18 protein-coding genes and 1 pseudogene are annotated in these 16588 nt (G+C 69.0%); 9 read left to right on the forward strand and 10 right to left on the reverse strand.

All coding sequences use genetic code 11. The annotated features are described in order from the left end of the window. On the forward strand, window positions 1-1119 hold the full coding sequence (locus FB558_RS42015; protein ID WP_142065214.1) for a hypothetical protein: 1119 nt from the start codon (window positions 1-3) through the stop codon (window positions 1117-1119). A 73-nt stretch (window positions 1120-1192) separates the two neighbouring features. After that, window positions 1193-1432 carry a hypothetical protein gene (locus FB558_RS44220; RefSeq protein ID WP_211367238.1) on the forward strand — a complete coding sequence of 80 codons (240 nt, stop codon included), beginning with the start codon at window positions 1193-1195 and terminating at the stop codon, window positions 1430-1432. A gap of 301 nt (window positions 1433-1733) precedes the next feature. On the opposite strand, the gene FB558_RS43710 is transcribed toward FB558_RS44220, so the two are convergent. Further along, a complete protein-coding gene (locus FB558_RS43710; protein ID WP_170231818.1) occupies window positions 1734-1910 on the reverse strand; it encodes a hypothetical protein in 177 nt (58 codons plus the stop codon). A gap of 156 nt (window positions 1911-2066) precedes the next feature. On the opposite strand from FB558_RS43710, the gene FB558_RS44225 reads away from it, so the two are divergent. Together FB558_RS44225 and FB558_RS42025 are read left to right on the forward strand one after the other, a co-directional pair. Next, on the forward strand, window positions 2067-2417 hold the full coding sequence (locus tag FB558_RS44225; RefSeq protein WP_211367239.1) for a hypothetical protein: 351 nt from the start codon (window positions 2067-2069) through the stop codon (window positions 2415-2417). Further along, window positions 2408-2689, forward strand: coding sequence for a hypothetical protein (locus tag FB558_RS42025; RefSeq protein ID WP_246107157.1), 282 nt, complete (start codon window positions 2408-2410; stop codon window positions 2687-2689). The genes FB558_RS44225 and FB558_RS42025 overlap by 10 nt, the downstream gene beginning before the upstream one ends. 130 nt (window positions 2690-2819) lie before the next feature. On the opposite strand, the gene FB558_RS42030 is transcribed toward FB558_RS42025, so the two are convergent. From FB558_RS42030 to FB558_RS42045, 5 genes are all read right to left on the reverse strand, one after another. Continuing rightward, the gene (locus tag FB558_RS42030; RefSeq protein ID WP_142065216.1) at window positions 2820-3065 is read right to left on the reverse strand and encodes a hypothetical protein; all 246 of its coding nucleotides are present in this window, start codon (window positions 3063-3065) and stop codon (window positions 2820-2822) included. A 123-nt stretch (window positions 3066-3188) separates the two neighbouring features. Then, window positions 3189-3410, reverse strand: coding sequence for a hypothetical protein (locus tag FB558_RS45080; protein ID WP_246107152.1), 222 nt, complete (start codon window positions 3408-3410; stop codon window positions 3189-3191). Next, window positions 3341-5719: a DEAD/DEAH box helicase gene (locus FB558_RS45085; protein WP_246107153.1), complete on the reverse strand. Its 2379-nt coding sequence runs from the start codon at window positions 5717-5719 to the stop codon at window positions 3341-3343. The genes FB558_RS45080 and FB558_RS45085 overlap by 70 nt, the downstream gene beginning before the upstream one ends. A 39-nt stretch (window positions 5720-5758) precedes the next feature. Then, the gene (locus FB558_RS42040; RefSeq protein ID WP_142065218.1) at window positions 5759-6535 is read right to left on the reverse strand and encodes an abortive infection family protein; all 777 of its coding nucleotides are present in this window, start codon (window positions 6533-6535) and stop codon (window positions 5759-5761) included. Between the two features lie 302 nt (window positions 6536-6837). Next, entirely contained in the window at window positions 6838-7293 is a 456-nt protein-coding gene (locus FB558_RS42045; RefSeq protein ID WP_142065220.1) for a hypothetical protein, read from the reverse strand. Between the two features lie 396 nt (window positions 7294-7689). Between FB558_RS42045 and FB558_RS42050 the strand changes: the two genes are divergently transcribed. The 3 genes from FB558_RS42050 (at window position 7690) to FB558_RS42060 (ending at window position 10294) form a co-directional block, all read left to right on the forward strand. Continuing rightward, the gene (locus FB558_RS42050; RefSeq protein WP_142065222.1) at window positions 7690-8625 is read left to right on the forward strand and encodes a recombinase family protein; all 936 of its coding nucleotides are present in this window, start codon (window positions 7690-7692) and stop codon (window positions 8623-8625) included. Between the two features lie 108 nt (window positions 8626-8733). Beyond that, window positions 8734-9225 carry an XRE family transcriptional regulator gene (locus FB558_RS42055; protein ID WP_142065224.1) on the forward strand — a complete coding sequence of 164 codons (492 nt, stop codon included), beginning with the start codon at window positions 8734-8736 and terminating at the stop codon, window positions 9223-9225. A 43-nt stretch (window positions 9226-9268) separates the two neighbouring features. Beyond that, on the forward strand, window positions 9269-10294 hold the full coding sequence (locus FB558_RS42060; protein WP_211367241.1) for an SDR family oxidoreductase: 1026 nt from the start codon (window positions 9269-9271) through the stop codon (window positions 10292-10294). A 154-nt stretch (window positions 10295-10448) separates the two neighbouring features. Here FB558_RS42060 and FB558_RS42070 read toward each other — a convergent pair whose 3' ends face one another. From FB558_RS42070 to FB558_RS42080, 3 genes are all read right to left on the reverse strand, one after another. Then, window positions 10449-11243, reverse strand: coding sequence for a DUF1173 family protein (locus tag FB558_RS42070; protein WP_142065228.1), 795 nt, complete (start codon window positions 11241-11243; stop codon window positions 10449-10451). A gap of 220 nt (window positions 11244-11463) precedes the next feature. Then, a complete protein-coding gene (locus FB558_RS42075) occupies window positions 11464-11778 on the reverse strand; it encodes a transcriptional regulator (RefSeq protein ID WP_142065230.1) in 315 nt (104 codons plus the stop codon). A gap of 655 nt (window positions 11779-12433) precedes the next feature. Beyond that, window positions 12434-13576, reverse strand: a complete 1143-nt coding sequence (locus tag FB558_RS42080) for a hypothetical protein (protein ID WP_211367242.1) — start codon at window positions 13574-13576, stop codon at window positions 12434-12436. A gap of 219 nt (window positions 13577-13795) precedes the next feature. On the opposite strand from FB558_RS42080, the pseudogene FB558_RS42085 reads away from it, so the two are divergent. Continuing rightward, window positions 13796-14098, forward strand: a pseudogene (locus tag FB558_RS42085) (transposase); the annotation flags it as partial. A gap of 328 nt (window positions 14099-14426) precedes the next feature. Here the strand turns inward: FB558_RS42085 and FB558_RS42090 are convergent. Then, window positions 14427-15692, reverse strand: a complete 1266-nt coding sequence (locus tag FB558_RS42090; protein ID WP_142065234.1) for an FAD-dependent oxidoreductase — start codon at window positions 15690-15692, stop codon at window positions 14427-14429. A 124-nt stretch (window positions 15693-15816) separates the two neighbouring features. Here FB558_RS42090 and FB558_RS42095 point away from each other — a divergent pair, with 124 nt between their 5' ends. Continuing rightward, a complete protein-coding gene (locus FB558_RS42095; RefSeq protein WP_211367243.1) occupies window positions 15817-16560 on the forward strand; it encodes an IclR family transcriptional regulator in 744 nt (247 codons plus the stop codon). Window positions 16561-16588 lie beyond the last annotated feature (28 nt).

The raw sequence follows: 16588 nt of genomic DNA on the forward strand, positions 1-16588 counted from the left end.
ATGCATGTCGAGCCGATCACTCGACGATTCCCGCTGGTCGCCCGCCCGCGACCAGCGTGCCCGCCGCTCACCGAACGGGTGCGGGAGGTAAGCGAGCTCGCCAGGACGGCCGCCGAGAAGACCGACGCCGCAGCGCTGTCGACGGCTGCCGCGGCGCACAACAGAGCCGCGCTGATCGCCAGCGACTGCGGCCTGGCCGATCTCGCCCGGTCCTGGTGCCGACAGCAACTCGACGTGTACCTGCGCGCCCTCCCCTTGGGCGTGCAGGTCGCCAAACACGCCTTGGAACCCGTCATCAACCTCGCTCGGCTATCGATCCGCGAGGGCGACGGCCATGGTGCCTATCAGCTGCTCGACACGCTGCACCAGGCCGTCACGACTCGGACGACCAGCGCGATCGACGGCCGGCGCGTGCCCTTCGGCGAGTTCTGCGTCTCGGACGCGGACCATCGCACGCTCTGCCAATGGCTGTGGGCCGTCTTCCTGGCCGAGGGCACCCGGGCACTGGCCGGTGGGGGTCACTGGACGCAGGCACTGGGACATGTGGGCAAGCACGGCGGTATCGGCCAGCGGCTACTGGATGGGCGGCAGGTGGCGATCCTGGCGCGCTGGAGCACGGGAGACTGCGATTCCGCGTTGGCAGCTCTCGACAACAGCACAGCATCGGAGCCCTGGGAACACGCCGTCGCCGCCTGCCTGGCGGTGCTGTGCCGCAGATCCGGCTCGTACCCCGCCGAATCCAGCGTGAGCACCATGGTGGACCGGTACCTGGCGCTCGAACCCGAACCGCCGCTGCTGGTGTTCCGTGTCCGCCTGGGCATGACCACGTTTGACCTCGCGGGCGGTACTGACTACTCCGCGGCCGCGCAGATCGCTACCCAGCTCGTGAGGGAGGTGGTGGCATCCGGGGACGGATACGCGGCGCGCGAGGTGCTCACGCATCAGGAACTCCGGGCATGGCTGGGCGAAGCATCAGAGCAAGCGCTTGCCGAGTCCGCACGATCGTCGGGACTCGGACGCGGTGCGTTGCCCGATCGCCTGCTGGCCACACTGCTCACCGCGGTGAAGACGAGCGAGGCGGTGACCGCGCGCAATCTCGCGGTGACAGCGCATGTCTGAGGGGTGATCGCGGGACGCCAGCTGGTTCGCGCGCTCGGTCCACGCAGGACGCCTCACCCGCGGCCTACGCGCCGTGCTCATCCAGCACATCTTGTTCGCGTGGAACCTGGCCGGCATCCCCGCCCACCGGCAGGCGCTGCTCGCCGGGGCCGCCGCGTTCGCCGCCCGCACGGGCGAGCTGCTGCAGCTGTGGCACGCGCAATGGCCCAGCCAGCCCGCCATCACCGCCGATCCGGCCGGCACTCCCGTCGGGAAGCTGCCGGCCGGGACCCGCATCCACAAGCCGAACACCACACTGACTATCGCATGGTGACGGCGGCGCCCGATGATCGCTCAAACCGAACTGAGGACGCAGACGGCGCAGCCGTCGAGGAGATCCTCACCAGCTGCTGACCGACAAGCGGACCACCCCGGGCAGCGACCGTTGTCGCTGGTCAGGACCCGCGTCTGACGCGACACGCCAGCAAGAAGGCGTCAAGGTTGCAGACAGTTGTTCCCCGGTCGCTGTACCTTCTAGGCGTACACGCCGGGCAAGTAAGGTGAAGCCAGCCCGACGTGCACAACGGGCAGGACCGGCCCCGGGTCGCCACCCGGAACCGGCCCCACTCGATCACCTATAACAAGACCGCGCGGATCAGCTCCAGCAAGCCGACCGCGCAGCCCAGGCCCGCTCCGATCACGGCGAGGTACAACCTCGCCAGATCAAGGCGGGCCTTGTGCTTTCTCCACGTGCGCTCCGACTCGTCGCCGTCCCGCTCGTGCTCGGAACTGTTGTTCCGGCGCACCGTCACCTCCGTTAGGAGACGCTCCCAACCGGGGAGCGTCGGCCGGCGCCGTTCCTGACGCCGAGCTCGAGCGCAGGACCAACGCGACCATCCGACGGGCGCTGAACGAGTATCGAGCACACGACGGTGAGTTCCAGTCACCGACACACCGGAGCATGTTGTGTGTCGGTGCCGGAGCTGCCCGCCGTGCACGACGTGCTCGAGCACTGGCGGATATCTGCCGACCTGACCGGAGAACACCATCGCGTCCATCAGGCGGCCTGCGACGCGACCTGCGGGCCCGTGCTCCTGACCGAACTGGCGAAAGAGACAGTCATGGGGACGAGTGAGCCCGCCGCGACCGGCATCGCCGAGACGAACACCCAGGTGAACGACGAGTCCGACACCCTCGCTGAACGCCTGCGCGACGAGCTCGCCGACCATCTGCGCGAGCAGGGCACGATCCGCACCGAGCAGGTCGATGCGGCGGTGCGGCCGTGCCGCGCCACCGGTTCGTGCCCGCGGTGGCGTTGAAAGAGGCATACGCGGACAGGCCGCTCTACACCAGGCATGACGGCACCGGCACGTCGATCAGTGCCGCGTCACAGCCGACGATCGTCGCGATGATGCTCGAACGAGTCCAGGTCCAGCCCGGCCAGCGGGTGCTGGAGTTGGGTGCGGGCACCGGCTACAACGCGGGCCCGCTCGCCCACCAGGCTGGCAGCGACGGCTCACCGGGCCCGCGTTGGGCCGTGAGCGGGGGTCGCCGTAGTACTCGCCGAGAATCGGGCGATTTTGTTGAATAACGATGATCTGGATGCCGGGGTCGTGTCGGCTGCCTGGAGCGCCGTGACGTCGTGCCGCATGTCGCCGAACTTGGTGGATCGGCCGCGCCTGCCGCGGGTCAGATCTCGGGCTGGTTGTCGGGGTGCACGCTCAGGGCGACCACCGGTAGAGCTCGCGCAGGCGGGAGCCGTCGGCGTCGTCAGCGGCGTAGGCGTAGGACGCCGGCGCGTGGTCCTCCCCCCTGACCTCGCCATGGCCACCGCGCTGCGCCCAGTGCTCCGCGCTGGCCTGGGCTTTGCTGCGGCTGAGGTAGACCTTGGCGAAGTACTTGGTGTGGCTGGCCGGTTCCGGGTCGGTGTGGTCCTCCACCAGGTAAACGATGTCCGGGTCGCTCATGCCCTTCAGCATCCCCGTATAGCCACGTGCAGCAACCGCGCAGTGACGCGGGGATGGTGTCGGCGTCGGGTGCGGTGGGTTACAGGAGCGTGGCGGTGGGCTGGTGGCCGTACCTCCGGGTGGTCAAGCAGGTCGGCAGGCCGGGACGGAGAAGACAGTGATGACGCGGTCCCCGGTGAGCCGGTAGGTCGCCAGCTGCTGGGCGACGGCCTGCTCGGCGGCCCATGCGCGATGGCCTTGGGCCAGGGCTTGAGCGAACCCTTCGATCGCGGTCTTCAGGTCGGTGAGCTTGGCCGGGGTGATGACACGCATGCCCGGCACCGCGATCGCCTTCTCGTCGAGCACGTCGGTGGGGTGCACCATGACCGGCACGCCGGCCGCGTCGGGGTTCTTCTCGGTGTTCCACTGCACGCTGCCGCGGAGCTGATCGGCGTCCTTCTTCGCGATGCCGCCGCTGGTCGGGTCCACCCGGTCTTCAGCTCGAACACCGCGTTCTGGATGGGGGTCAAGGTCCACAGGTTGTCCGGGCCGGTGCGGTAGAGCTGCTCGGGGCGCATGCTGTCGAACCCCAGGTGCAGCCCCAGCTTCTGCCAGGCGGCTTCGGCCTCGTTGGTGCGGCCGTTGTCCCAGACGATGTCGTCGAGCACGGCGCGCACCCCGAGCACCAGCGCGGTGCTGTCGGGGTAGGTGGCGCCGAGGTACTCGGCGGCCGCTCGGGCCTGCACCGCGGCAGCTCGGGCCTGGCGGCCGTCGACGCCCACGGTCGGGCGCAACACCATCGGGTTGTCCCGGATGGCAGCGCCGAGTTGCTGCTGGGCCGCGTTTGGGTCGGTGAAGTGCAGGTAGCCAGCCTTCTGCTCACGCACCCAGCCGCGCAGTGCGGGGTCGGTGATGACGTTGATCGCCTGCTGGAGGCGGTCGGCGGCCAGGCTGGTCTGCCCGGCAGCGGCCAGGTCGAACGCTTCGCGGGCGGCGATCGCCTCTGGTCGTACCACGCCAGTGTTGTTGTAGCGGACCGGTGCCAGGGCGAGCTTGCTGCGCTGCACCCACTGCGGGTCGCGTTCCAGGCACATCGACAGGGCACTGCGGATGCCGTCCAGGCCGGCCTCGTAGAGCTGGATGGCGACGTCGCGGCTGAGTTCGAGCTGCGCGCGGGTGGCCGGGGAGAACAGGTCCAGCCAGGTGCGGTCGTGCACGGCCATACCCAGGCCCGCGCCCAGCAGCAGCACTGCGCAGTGGTCGTTGACGTCACGGACTCCTCGGCCCATGCCCTGCTCGATGCGTTGGACGTCGCGGGCCCGGCGGATGGGGCTGTCGAGCAGGGCGGCGGCCTCGCGGCGGGCGGCGGCGGCCATCGGCCGCGGGATCCCGTCGATGACCAGCAGCTCGCACGCCGTGCCGGGTAGGTCGATCCCGTCGTACTTGTTGACCAGCACCACCAGGCCCACATGGCCACGGCGCAGCTCGGCGACACCGGCCTCGAGATCGCCGACGTAGTAGGTGCGGTCGGCCAGATCACGCCACAGGTTGGCCTGGGCGGCGCTGGGGACGAGCACGACCACGTTGACCGGGCGGGACTCGGGGCGGCCGTCGCCGTCACGGTCACCGAGGGAGAACTGCTTGGCCAGTTGCCGCACGGCGTCGTCGCCGAGGCTCGGGTTGAGCTGGACCGGCGCGAGCACCAGGCGGTCACCGAGGTCAGCTGCGCTGCCGGGCGTGATGACCTGGGCGAGGTTGGCCGGGTCGGCCTTGAGGTTGGTGACCAGCACGCTGTCGTCGGACAGCGTCGCGGTCAGGTAGACGCGGCGGCGGGCGGTGACGAACGAGGGGATCTTCCCGATCGGAGGACACGGCGGCTGGATCTCGATCCCGCGGCTACTGACCATCACGGTGCACAGGCTCAGGCAATCGGCGATCAGCGGCCACGCGAACTTGAACGCGTCGTCCCGCGCGACCGCGTGCGGCTGGAGGATGTCCCAGACCTGCTTCTGCTTGTCCGCCCACGCCCAGAACGGGACCCGCACCACGGCGGTGCTGTCGCCATGCTCGATGTCCAGGCAGGCCTTCCGGTTCTCCTTGACCAGGTCGCCGTCGAACAAGCCGAACAGCGCGGCAAATGCCGGGTGGTCGACTGGGATGGTGAGCCGGAACTGGCCCTCGGTCGTGGCCAGCGCGGCATGGGCGTCGTCGACGACCAAGACGCCGAGATCGATCGGGGTACGGTAGCCGCCGGCCACGCCGAACACCGACTGGCCGTTGATCAGCTTCTGGAAGGTCGTGACAAGGATGGCCTGTTCGGCGAGGAACCGGGGGTCCTCGGGCTGCTCCGCGGTCTGCAGCCCCAGCCGGGCGGCCTCGTCGCGCACCCGCGCCGCGAGGTAGGTGTCCGGCGCGAGGTAGACGGTCTTCCCGATGCCCTCGTTGATGGTGCTCTGCGCGATCAGCAGGCCCACCACAGTCTTGCCGCCGCCGGTGTTCTGTTTGATCACCACGTCGCGGTCGTCCCTGCGGCGGCCGAACCAGTCCTCCAGCACTTCGCCCTGCTCCTGGCGCAGGTAGGACCACGGCTTGTTCGGCAACGCGGCGAAGATGTCGCGGGGCCGCACCAGCAGCTGCGGGGATGACGAGCCGATCTTCGTCCAGTCCAGCGTCACGAGCGTGCCCTTCGTCCAGCGTGGTGGGGCGCCGACCGGTCAGGCGCTGGCCTTCGTGGTGCGCCAGGGGGCGTTGGTGTCGGCGAGGGTGTCGAGCATGAGCTGGCACCAGGTGATCGCGGCGTTGACGGCGAGATGGGCGTGGCGGGGGCGGAGTCCAACGCGGGGGCCGGCGGCGCCGTGGCCGGTGCCGTAGCCGCGGTTGCGCAGCTCGGCGACGCCGATGGCGATGCCGGTGAGCGAGCCGAGGATCCTCTTGACCGCGTCGCTGCCGTCGGGTCCGGGGGTGGCCGCGGAGGGGTGCAGGCTCAGGGTCTGCTGTGCCTTGCGGATCAGCGCGGCGATGTCGTCCTTGTCGTTGACCGGCTCGCCGCGTTCGATCAGCACGGTCTTGGCGGTGCTCTCGATCAGTTCCTTGGCGCTGCCGACGGCCTGGGCGGGATCGTCGCTGATCGCGCGCTGGATCCGGTCGAGGTTGTCGAGGATCGCGGCGGGGTCACGCAGCCCATCGAGTGGAACCCGAGGCAGCTGGGCGGCGGCGATGGTGATCTGGCCGTGCTCGTCGATCCGGCAGCCATCACCGCGCAGTGCCTTGCGCACCGGCTGGCTGTACTGGTCGTCGAAGTCCTCCATCAGCCGGGCAATCACCCGCAACGCCCTGGTCACGTGGTCGTGGTCGGTCCAGTTCACCGCTTCGAGGTGGTGCTGGGTGGTGGTGCGACGCACGCTGCCGTCGTCCCAGGTGGAGTCCGGGTTCGGGGCGAAGCCCTCGTCCTGGAACGCGGCCCGGATCTGACCGTCGGTGCTGCCGGTCATCAGCGAGCGGAACCGGCCACGGGTACTACTGCTGATCAGATCCCGCCCTGACCGCGTCGGGCGACCCTGACCGCGGTGCGCTCCCGTCCGGGGGTGGCCGTCCAGGGTCTGCAGGGGTGCCGGCTGATCGTTCACGTGTTCACCTCGACCTGCGGTGTTCGGTTGGTACGGATTGGCGCGTTGCCCCAGCTACAGTTCGAGTCGAGGGTGTCGTGTGCCCCGGGGGAGGCAAACTCTCCCCCCGGGGGCACGCTCCCGATCCGCCGGAGCCGCACTTACCCGTGCGGGTCCCCGCGGGAGTTCTAGGAGGGCTGGCTCTCGGCCTGGCCCTCGGTGTCGGCGCTCAGGTCACCGGTGTTCGCGCCGGCGCCGGTGCCGTTGCGGTTGCTGGTGACGACGGTGCCGGGCTGGCTCAGGTCCACGCACAGCACGCCGTCCTCGATGGTCGCCGGGTAGCGGCGGGCCTCGTCGGTGTCGATGCCGTAGTAGCGGAAGAACGCCCGCCCCGAGACCATGAAGGTGCTCGAGGCGGCCTTGCCTCCCATCGCTCGGATCGCGTAGGCGTGCTCCACCGTCTCGGCGACCGCGCGGAAACCCATGACCTTCGCGGTGGCGTCGTAGAGGAGCTCGACCGCGCCGGGGTCACCGAGCAGCGCGTGCGCCGACTTGTTCATCGAGATCGTGCCGCGCTTCTGCACGGTCACGTAGGGCTGGTTCGCCAACGGGACCATCCGTTTGGTGAAGACCTCAAACGCCATCCGAACCTCCTTTCCGTGTCTAGCAGCGCCTCCGCAAGGCGGCGAGCGAACGATATCGACGGCAGCCTTGCCGAGGCCAACTAGTTTCACGCCAGATCGATCAGCGGCCAGTCAGCCGCGATGAGCGGAGATAGTGCGTAGGCTACGCACTGCTCCGCGTCCAACGCCTCTAAGTCTCCTAATGCACCTCGACCGCCGGACGTGAGCGCAGTGTCGCGTGGTGGAGCGCAGCGCCACCTCGACGACGTGACGGACCACGACGGCCCTTGGAGCCTGTAGTGACCCGTCTCGGAAACGATCGTTTTTGGGATTCATGTTGCCCTGGTGGATCTTCGCGGTACGATCAGTCTCGAAACTTGATCTCGAAATCAATGCTTCATGAAGGTTAGGAGACCCATGGCTAGCTTCGGGTACGCGCGGGTGTCCACCCGTGAGCAGAGCCCCGATCATCAGATCGACGCACTGCTCGGCGCAGGCGTGCCCGCAGAGAACTTGTTCGTCGACAAGGTCTCCGGGAAGCTCGCTTCCCGGCCGAAGCTGGACGCGATGCTGGCCAAGCTCCGCGAGGGCGACGAGGTCGTAGTGACCCGGTTGCGCCGCATCGGCCGTTCCCAGCAGCACCTGTTGGAACTGGTGCGCGGGTTCGGGGAGCAGGGGGTGGACTTCGTCGTCCTGGAGCAGGGCATCGACACGAGTACGCCGGGCGGTCGCCTCATCTTCCACTTCCTGGCCGCGCTAGCCGAGTACGACCGGGAGATGATCGTCGAAGGCACGCGCGACGGCCTGGCCGCTGCCCGCGCTCGCGGACGCGTCGGTGGCCGCCCTCCGGCGCTGTCGCAACGCCAGCTCGACCAGGCCCAGCAGATGTACGACTCCGGTGAACACACCGTCGAGGAGATCGCCGACACCTTCCGCGTCGGGCGCGCCACCATGTACCGCCACCTGGACGCCTACAAGGACGGTCGCGACTGCGTCTTGATCGTCTACCGCAACACCCGCCGCAAGATCGACGCCAACCTGCGCCGCTACGGCGAGACCGGCGCCAGCGAAGCCGTCCAACTCGAGGCCGACCGCAAATGGTGGCCCATCGCGCCCAACCGCGAGCCCCGGGTGAAGGCCATCGTGTACGTCGTCGACAGCACCGTGACCCGCGTCCGTGGCATCGAACCTGGCAAGAAGTGGCAGCGAGATGACCGTGGCTACGCCGACGTCCCGGCCACCAGACCGCTCACCGACAGGGAGATCGTCGAGCAGTTGCCCACGCTCGAGTTGCGGATCGGTGACCACCGCCCGCACGTGCGCGGCAAGATCCGCGAGTACCTGCCGTTGTAGCCAATCACCCGGCCGCCCCGCGCCGCGCTGAGGACAACCCGGACCGCTCCGGGCATCGGTTTGTTCATTCGCCCTCGGGCGACCCGCCTCGATGTGATGATCGGCGGCATGCCTGCTGATTTCATCGTCGCGACCCCTGCCGCGCGCGTGGCGCTGAATCGTGATCGCCAGCGGGCGATCTACGGTGTCCCGCTCAGCACGCTTGTGCACGGCATACTCGAGGATTACGGCATCAGCCAGGCACGGCTGGCACGGACACTGGGTGTGAGCACCGCGGCGCTGAGCCAACTGGTCCGCGGGAGCCGGATCAAGATCGGCGACCAGCTCGCGCAAGCCCGGCTACTGATCCTCGAGCAGCGCCGCGACCAGGCCCGCGCACTGACCGACCCGGCCGAGGTCGGCGAGATCCTCGCCGACGTCGCGCGCATCGAGCGGTCATGGGTGCTGGCCCGGATGGGTGTGCGGGACTGCAGTGGCTGCACGCCGGCCAGCCTGTGCCGAGTCGCCAGCTCCGAGGACCTCGCGGCCGCCGCGGATGCACTTGACAACGCGTTTCCGGCGATCGCGTCAACCCTGCGGCAGGCCGCCGGAACCTGCTGACGTCCTCATCCTGAACCGGACCGAGGCGAGGCTCGCATCGGAGATGATCGACCGCATGCGCTTTCCTCGCACTGCGATCGTCACTGGTTCCGAGTCCGGTATCGGCCGGGCCACCGCCGTCGCTCTCGCCGCCGCTGGCTGCGACGTGGGTGTGACCTACCACTACTCCGAGGGCGGCGGGCAGGCCACCGCCGAAGAGGTCCGTTCCCATGGTCGCAAGGCCGAGGTGCGCGCCCTCGACCTCACCGACCTGCCCGCGGCCGCTGACGTCGTCGACGTGCTGGCGGATGCCCTCGGCGGCGTGGACGTGCTGGTGAACAACGCCGGTGTCGGGGTTTCCGCCCCGCTCGTCGACATGGAATTCCACGCGTGGCGGAAGGTGCTCGCCGTCGATCTCGACGGCGCATTCTTGTGCCTGCAGCGGGCCGCGCGTCGGATGATCGACGCCGGCCGCGGGGGCCGGATCGTCAACATCACCAGCGTGCACGAGCACCAACCCAAGGTCGGGTCGGCGCCGTACTGCGCCGCGAAGGGCGGCCTGGGCCTGTTGACGAAGGTGGCCGCGCTCGAGCTCGCCGAGCACGGGATCACGGTCAACGCGGTCGCGCCGGGTGACATCGCCACCCGGATGTCGGGCAAGGAGGACGAGGACCCCCATGCGGTCGAGCGCCCGGGTGTGCCGTTGCGCCGGCCAGGTGACGTGCGCGAGATCGCTTCGGTGGTGGCGTTCCTGTGCTCGGCGCAGGCGGCGTACGTGACCGGCGCGTCGTGGATTGTGGACGGCGGCATGACGCAGATGGGCCCGACGGCCGGGCGCGGTGCTCGAGTCCGACGACTGGCGCCGCCCTTGAGTCGGAAGGACTCGCTACAGGCGCGAGGCGAACGCATGACCACGGCCGCTGGTTCTGCGCCTGACCCGGACCACGGTCACGCGCCTCACTGCCGGTGGCGCTGGTCCCATGCGACGGCGGCGTGCTGGATGTGTTGGTGCCAGCTCAGCTCGTGCGCGGTGATGGTGATGGACTGGCTGCCGGGGCCGAGGTGCCACAGCACGTCAATGACTTGGTAGGAGAGGCGGCCGTCGAAGGTGATCAATTCGTTGATCCACGGGATGTGCTCGGTTCGCATCTCCTCGTTGAGGATGTCGCCGTCCGTGGTGCGGAGGGTGTAGCTGACGTCGATCACGAGCGCCCTTCTCTCGGTGAGCGATCTCTTCGCCGGATCTACCGGGCCGAGTGGACTGTGGGGAGCGGTTCGCGGGTGTTCCATTCGATCAGCGGCGCAGCGGTGCGCTGGTAATGCGCCAGTTTCTGCTGTTTGCGCGCTTCGTATTCTTCACGTCCGGTGACGCCCCACACCTCGACGAGCGTGTTGGGTGTGGTGTCGAGCAGCAGGAAGTCCGGGAACACGGCTTCGCGGTGGTCGTATCGGAGTGGCTTGATGAAAGGTCGACCGGCGGCGGCGAGGTGATCAGCCATTTCCACCTCGTGTGAGGAGTCGGCAGGGATATAGTCACGATTGGTCAGCATGACCGCGCCGTCCATGACGGTAAGGTTTCCCTTCGCGGTGCGGTCGATCAGGAACAGTCCTACTGAGTGGGATCGATCCGGCCGGTTCTCCGAGAGCGCGGCACGGTGTGCTCTGCGCAGCTTCTGTCGGTGCTCTGCGGTGAGGTAGAGCGGCATCCTCTGGTTGCGCAGTTGGAATCGCCAGCCGTACCGGGTTTCCGCAGTCTCCTTAATCTCTCCAAGGATCAACCCGCGATGTGTGATGTGGCCTCGAGTTCCAAGCTGGCTGGTAAACAGGTTCAAGCGTCTGTTGATCAGATCGGCGGAGTCGGAGCGAAATGGTGGGACGACGTACAGAGCGGCCTCGAGGGGCTGGCCGTTGAGGACGGTGTCGGCGATCGCGATGCGCAGCTGGTCGTGGCAGCTGGCCCAGCTGCGCTGGCCCGACGGTTCCCAGACGTTGAGGCGGGTCTGCTCCCACAGGTAGTGCAGCAGGCCGAGTAGCGTCATCGATCGGCGCGGCGAGATCTTCGACGAGCATCGGTTTCACGACGAGTGCGGCTTGCCGTCGCGCTTGGGCCTCGTCCGGAACAAGGGCGGCATCTGGCACCGGCGCGTCGAGGTGGTCGGCCGGGCGTCCTGAGCTGCTCCCCTGTCCGTCCACAAACTGGCAGGGACGGCAGTTGATGAGTCGGGAGTAGCCGATGTTGTCCGCGCTCCGGCCGGCCCGTCATTTTGCTGCGTCGGCAATCTCTTGCAGTGCGCGTGCATGATCAGACAGGACAGCGCGGCCGTGCGGAGTTAGGCGGAGCCAGGCGCGACGGGCAGGTCCGGATCGCTCACGCCTCAAGGACGCAAGATCGGCGGCCGAAAGCGCCTTGACCTGTTTGGACAGCGCGGAGTCGGTGAGCCCGACCCGGTCGCGAACGAACTTGAACTCGACCTCACCGGCCCCGACGAGGGTCGCGACAATCCGGAGCCTCGTCGGATCCAGGAGCAGCGGCTCCAGACGCTCGGCGGGCGGCGCTCCGGCTGGTTCAGCCATCGGTGCGAGGTCGTGGCGCGAGGCGCAGGACGCCGAGATAGCCCGCAGGACGCCCGACAGCCAAGATCAGACCGACGAGCGTGTTCGGGTAAGGGAGATGGCTGCGCCGTAGGCCGTGCACGAGTAGGCGTTCGGCGACTCCCCAGCCGACGAGGGCGGCTGCCATCGGCGCCGCTGCGCGAGGACCGGTGTCCGCGGGGTCGACGCTGATTGGTTGCACTGGACGGGATCGGCTGTCTAGCAACCCGAGACCGAGTGTGGCGGCCTGGCAGAGCGCCGTCACCGCCCAACGAACGCGACGATCGGGCACGTGGTCCTTGGCGGCGTAGTCCAGGAAGACCAACGAGGCCCACGCTCCGAGCAGCACGGGCAGTCGGCGCTGCCCCTCTGCGTCAATCGCTCGCCGCCCGGCGGCCAACTCCTCTAGGTCTCTCGACGCTGCGTCTTTCGTTGGCATGTTCATCGATCCCTCCTTGCCAGTCAGGAAAGAAGGCTATCTAGTTTCTTCAGCGGCAACAAGATGAAGCGGCGGGATCCTGTAACGGCAGAGACCGCAGTTGATCGTGCGGAAGTAGGACACCTGCTCGGAGCTTGAGGACGATTGGAGCAACTGACGGCCCGTCGACCGCTCCAAAGCGACGCGACCCGTCGGCCGTCAGCTCGTGTTCGCGCGGGCTGCGACGTAGCGGGCGTAGGTCGTGGCGGAGCCGATGGCGTGCCGTTCGATCGTGGCTGGGTGGTAGCCGAGCGCCTCGGCGATGATCGCGACCGGGGTCAGCTTGGTGAGTTCGTGCAGAGTGCCGAGCCGTGCCGCCCGCGTGCTGAAGAGGTCGCGTAGGCGGGCCCGCAGACTGGCGGCGCGGATGTGTTGGCCGGGGGAGCAGCCGCGGAAAACCCAGTTGCTGTGCGGGTGGGCCGCGGTGAGGTCGTGGCCGGGTTCGACGGCGAGGTGCCGCCAGGGCTGGTCGAGCGGTGGCGGGAGCGCGATGTCGACGCCGCCGAGTCGGACGCTGACCAGCTCCGGGGTCACCGTGACGTCGTTCCAGGTCAGACGGACGACGTGCTCGATCTGCTGACCGAACACGAGCACCAGGACGGCGGCTGCGCGCTCGCGTGGGTCGAGGCCGTCGGGGGCGATGACGCGCTGCAGGGCGCCGTCCTGCTCGGCGGCGGACAGTTTCGGGCTGGTGCCGCGCCGGTGCGGGGTCATCGCCAGCGTCGGGGCGACGAGGCGAGTGTTGATGGCCCAGCGCAGGAAGCGGCTGGCGATCTCGCGGGTGGTCGGGCCTTCGGCCTGCCAGGTGTCGAGGTGGGCCTGCTCGAGGTGCTCGATGGCGATGCCGCGGGCGTCGAGCCAGTTGAGCAGCTCGATCGCGACGGTCACGGACTGCTTGGCGCGCAGGAAGGTTCCCTGGGTGACGCGGTCCATGCTGTTCATCCGCCGCTGGTGGTGCCAGCGCACGTAGCGCTCGATGACGTCACGGTGGTGATCACCGACGACACGAGTCAGGGCTTGGGTGGCCCAGTCTCGGTAGCGAGCGGCCAGCTCGTCGCGGCGGGGGAGCGCACCGTGTTCGACGAGCAGGCCGCGCACGTAGCCCCGGGTTCTCGACGCCGGTAGCTGGTCCAGGCTCTCGTGGCTGATGGTCGGGGCGAGGGCCAGCTCGGACAGGAACGCTGTCACGTGTGGCTGGTTGAGCCAGGTCAGCCCGCTGTTGGCCCGTCTCATCGACTTCAACGCGGCTGCCACTTGCGCCAGCTGTGCGCTCATCGACCCGGTGTCGGGGTGCGTGAGCACCTCGTCGACCTTGGCGGCGAGGACGCAGGACCAGCACTGGCTGCCGTTGTAGAGCTCGTTCTCGGCGCCGCAGGAGCGGTCACGAGCTTCAGGCCGTCGCCGCGACGCTGAACGGCAGACCGCGAAAGACCCTGGGCTGGAAGACGCCGGCCGAGGCGCTCGACGACCAGCTAGCCTTGCTCCAACAGGCCGGTGTTGCGTCCACCGGTTGAGTCCGGTCAGTTCACCTCGTGGACCTTCACCGAACGCGCCCGCCAAGCCGGGCTGCTGCCCTCACTCGGGACCGTCGGGGACCCCTACGACAACGCCGTCGCCGAGTCCTCCTGGGGGCGCATGCAGACCGAGCTGCTCAACCGGCAACGCTGGCGGACCCGCATCGAGCTGGCCAACGCGATCTTCGAGTACATCGAGGGCTTCCACAACCGCCGACGCCGGCACTCCGCCCTCGGCTGGACGAGCCCCGGAGAGTTCGAAACCACCACCCGGAAGCCGAACCTGGGCTCCTCACCAGCGTGTCCGTGAGACGGGGGCAACATCAAGGTGTCCGTGCCGGGGGGTCAAGCTCAACGACCGCCGATCCGCGCACCGCACACCCGACCACCGCGGGGGCTCGCCGCGCGCGACCGGCTTCACAGCGACTTCGAGGCCGCGGGCAAGGCCCCGTTGTGGGTCCAGCAGGCCGGGCTCGTGGCGCAGGCCCCCGCAGCCGGAGGTCGTGCCCGTGCCTCGGCGCTGGTCCCCACCCGTCCCGCCGGCGTCGGTGGCGGGCCGGTCGGACTGTTCTTGGCCATGCTGCTCCGACGTATCGACCCTCCGCGCACCGCTGGCCTGAACTTCGCCATGTGGCCGCTCAGGCGACTCCACCCAGATCGATCTCGGTAGGCGGGCGGCCGATGCCGAAGCGCCGCACGCTCTCCAACAACGACACCCGCCGGATGTAGGCGCGGGCCCTGAGCGGGTCGGCGGCGATGGCCCGCATGTCCTCGTGGTGCTGCCTGCGCACGACATCGTCGGTCTCGCGGAGCCGGTCCGTGTTGCGCTGGGTGTCGGCCTGGACGTACTCCACGGCGACGGTGCGCCGGATGCGGTCGTAGGCCACCAGCTCGGCGTCGGCGTCGGCGTCCTCGTGCACGATGCGGGCGATCCGGACCGCACCGTCCATCGCGTCGTGGATGCCGGAGTTCAGGCCCACGCCACCGATCGGTGAGTTGATGTGCGCAGCGTCCCCGGCCAGCAGTACCGGGCCGATGCGGAAGGAGTCGGCCACGCGCTGGTGGACGTTGTAGACCTGGTGGTTCACGATCGGGTAGCCGGCCCGGTACGGCGCCACCTGCTGGAGCTGGCGCTGCAGCCGCCCGGGGTCGCTGGCCTCCTCGGGGCTCAGATCCCCGGGCACCGGCCACACGACGCGCCAAGACTCCGGAGTCCGCAGGATGAACAGCCACTCCTGCGGGTCGGCGACATAGTTGACGTGGCCCAGGTCGGGCAGCAGCTCCTGCAGGTCGACGGAGGTGCTGGTGATGGCGAAGCGCTCCGGGTAGGTGAAGCCCTCGAAGCCCACACCCAGTGCATTGCGGACGGCGCTGCGCGGCCCGTCGGCGCCGATCACGTACGAGGCCAGAAGGTCCGCGTCACCGTCGGGGCCGGACACCCGCAGGGTTGCGCCGTCCGGGGTGACCTGCAGGCCGTCGAGGCGGGTGCCGAATCGCACCTGCACGTGGTCGTCGCGCTGCAGCCGCTCGAAGAGCATCCGCACGAGATGTTGCTGGTTCAGCTGCAGGCGATAGGGATAGCGGGTCTCGTCGGACAGCAGCCGGAAATCGAACTCCGCGATCAGCCCGTCCCGGCGGTCCCGGAACTGGTAGGTCGGCACGACCAGGCCCTCGGCGTGCATCTGCTCGGTGATGTCGATGGTCTCGAGCATCTCGAGGGTGGCGGCATGGAAGGTGCTGGCCCGCCAGTCGGGCTGTGGCTCCGTGTTGAGATCGAGGAGAACGACCGGCAGTCCTGCGCCGGCGAGGGTGGCCGCGGCGGTCATCCCGACCGGGCCACCACCGACGACGACGACCGGACGTTCGGGGCTCACCGGCGAGGCGGAGGTCTGTTCCCAGTTCACAGGAAAACGGTAGGGCAAAGTTCTGATTATAGGGAAGGGCGTCCGCTAAGGTTCCTCTATGTCGAATGACAGCTCGGAATCGCCGCCGCCTATCGTCCCATCGCCGGTTGGTCCGACGACGTCGGTGGACAACGCTCTCTGGTTGCTGCAGCTCATCGGGGAACGGCAGGCGCTCCGTGTCGTCGAGGTCGCCGATCTGCTGGGGGTGGCCCGATCGACCGCCCACCGGTTGCTGGCGGCGCTGCGCCACCGCGGCTTCGTGATCCAGGACCGGCCCAACGGGGCCTACCGCCCGGGGCCCGCCCTGTACGAGATCGGCCTGGCCGCGGTCAGCCGGATCGACATCCGACGGGTCGCGCGACCGGTGCTCGAACAGATCCGCGAGGAGACCCAGGAGACAGCGAGCCTGGCCGTCCTGGAGGGGGCCATGATCAGGTTCATCGACTGCGCGGAGAGCCCGCGATCGGTCCGGGTCGGAAACCGCACCGGCGTGGTCCGGCTGGCGCATGCCTCGGCGGTCGGCAAGGCGATCCTCGCCGGCCTGTCCGACGCCGAGTTCGTTCGCCGCTACGGAGACGGCGGACTGCCTCCCACCACCACGGCCGCCGCGATCAGCGACGTCGCGCAGCTACGGCTCGAGCTCGAGGAGATCCGCCGGCGGGGGTACGCGGTCAATCTGGAGGAGAGCGTCGACGGTGTCCACGCCGTCGGCGTGGCCCTCAACGACACGGTCGGGCAGCCGTTGGCGGCCCTGGGGGTCGCCGCACCCAGCAGCCGGTTCGGGAGCCAGGACGGGATCCTCGCCCTCGCCCCCGCGGTCCTGCGGGGAGCCGAGCTCGTGCACGAGCGGCTGCGTCGACCCGAGTGAGGCGCCGCCCGGCGCGCGAACGGCGTGT

The sequence above is a fragment of the Pseudonocardia kunmingensis genome, assembly GCF_006716445.1.
Classification (GTDB): domain Bacteria; phylum Actinomycetota; class Actinomycetes; order Mycobacteriales; family Pseudonocardiaceae; genus Pseudonocardia; species Pseudonocardia kunmingensis.

Excerpts from the sequence above, each read along its gene's own strand:
- FB558_RS42015 (WP_142065214.1), top strand. The coding sequence starts at position 1 with ATGCATGTCGAGCCGATCACTCGACGATTCCCGCTGGTCGCCCGCCCG.
- FB558_RS42030 (WP_142065216.1), bottom strand. The coding sequence starts at position 3,065 with ATGAGCGACCCGGACATCGTTTACCTGGTGGAGGACCACACCGACCCG.
- FB558_RS42040 (WP_142065218.1), bottom strand. The coding sequence starts at position 6,535 with ATGACCGGCAGCACCGACGGTCAGATCCGGGCCGCGTTCCAGGACGAG.
- FB558_RS42045 (WP_142065220.1), bottom strand. The coding sequence starts at position 7,293 with ATGGCGTTTGAGGTCTTCACCAAACGGATGGTCCCGTTGGCGAACCAG.
- FB558_RS42050 (WP_142065222.1), top strand. The coding sequence starts at position 7,690 with ATGGCTAGCTTCGGGTACGCGCGGGTGTCCACCCGTGAGCAGAGCCCC.
- FB558_RS42055 (WP_142065224.1), top strand. The coding sequence starts at position 8,734 with ATGCCTGCTGATTTCATCGTCGCGACCCCTGCCGCGCGCGTGGCGCTG.
- FB558_RS42060 (WP_211367241.1), top strand. The coding sequence starts at position 9,269 with ATGATCGACCGCATGCGCTTTCCTCGCACTGCGATCGTCACTGGTTCC.
- FB558_RS42070 (WP_142065228.1), bottom strand. The coding sequence starts at position 11,243 with ATGACGCTACTCGGCCTGCTGCACTACCTGTGGGAGCAGACCCGCCTC.
- FB558_RS42075 (WP_142065230.1), bottom strand. The coding sequence starts at position 11,778 with ATGGCTGAACCAGCCGGAGCGCCGCCCGCCGAGCGTCTGGAGCCGCTG.